This is a genomic window from Pantoea sp. B9002 (assembly GCF_013385945.1).
Classification (GTDB): domain Bacteria; phylum Pseudomonadota; class Gammaproteobacteria; order Enterobacterales; family Enterobacteriaceae; genus Pantoea.
On the sequence record NZ_JACAPA010000066.1, the window covers coordinates 1 to 1299 of the forward strand.

General features: G+C 56.5%; 1 protein-coding gene. It reads right to left on the minus strand.

Annotated elements, in window-relative coordinates:
• Nucleotides 1–107: 107 nt before the first annotated feature.
• Complete coding sequence (locus HX773_RS24900) at nt 108–1070, minus strand: IS110 family transposase (protein ID WP_176973738.1); 963 nt, start codon at nt 1068–1070, stop codon at nt 108–110.
• Nucleotides 1071–1299: the final 229 nt, after the last annotated feature.

Genomic DNA, 1299 nt, shown 5'->3' on the forward strand with positions numbered 1-1299 from the left:
AGCTGCAGCAGCTTTTTCATCGCCGCGCACACCACCACTTTTCCCGTTTTCCTGCCCGCATCCAGACGCTTCTTCAGCGAGATAACCGCCGGATACCGTCTTGCCAGTTACCTGGCAAGACATATTTCGGCATCGAACGGACGGCCTGATTTCAGCACACCATAAGCCAGCTGCAGCAGCTTTTTCATCGCCGCGCACACCACCACTTTTCCCGTTTTCCTGCCCGCATCCAGACGCTTCTTCAGCGAGATAACCGCCGGATTCCATTTCATCGCCACTATCGCCGGCATGTACAGCGCCTTTCGCATCGCGCTGTTTCCCATCTTCGATATCCGGCTTTTGCCTTTCCACTCGCCAGACTCCTGCCGCATCGGATTCAGGCCCACCCACGCCACGAGCGCCTTGCTGCTGCTGAACCTCGACATATCGCCCATATACGCCAGCATCGTGCTGCTCAGCACGCCCGCGATGCCCGGGATTGATTCCAGCAGCTCCCTGTTCTTTTTAAGGTCCGGGTCATTATCGATGTGGTTGTTTATCGCGCGCTGTGTTTCGTCTATCTGCGCATCCAGCGCCGCTATCACCACGCGGATGGAGGGTTGCACCACCGCATCCGATATCTCCAGCCGGTTCTCTTCCATCTGCCTCATTTCCTGCAGGTTCGTCAGGCGCTTCACCAGCGCTTTCAGCCTGCGCTCATTCAGCGGTGCCGGCTGCCACAGCGAGGGGCCGTGCAGTTTGCAGTAGCGCGCTATCATGCGCGCATCGTCCTTATCCGTCTTATTGCGGCTCAGTTCGGCCTGACCGAAGCGCTTAATGCGGGCAGGGTTTTCAACGCTGACCTCAAAGCCTTCATCGTGCAGGAAGGTAGCCAGCGGCTCGCTGTACGCGCCGGTCGCCTCCATGCAGATATGGCAGTCGCCGAACGGCTCCAGCCATTTTTTCAGGGCGCTGAAGCCTTTGGGCGTGTTAGGGAAGACTTTGGTTTTGTAAGACGTTTCGCCTTTCCAGACGGCCACATCAAACTTTTTCGAGGCAATATCAATACCAACGGGCGTACGGGTTTGCATAGATTCTCCTTAAAAACATCAGGGAAAACCGCCATGACCATCCTTATGGATGCGTGCTCGAAGCACAGGATACCGTCCGGTCTTAGAGGCGGGAGTAAAGTTGCCGGGGATGAATCTACAAAACAGGCTTGATGCCCAGGGGTCGCCCCCATCTCACCAGCAACTTCCCGATGATCAGTCGGGGATCATAGCACCCGGAGGGGAATGATCGAGATATAAGGGTCGCCAT

What these genes read in the sequence shown, in the direction of transcription:
- HX773_RS24900 (WP_176973738.1), bottom strand. Translation starts at nt 1,070, where the DNA reads ATGCAAACCCGTACGCCCGTTGGTATTGATATTGCCTCGAAAAAGTTT.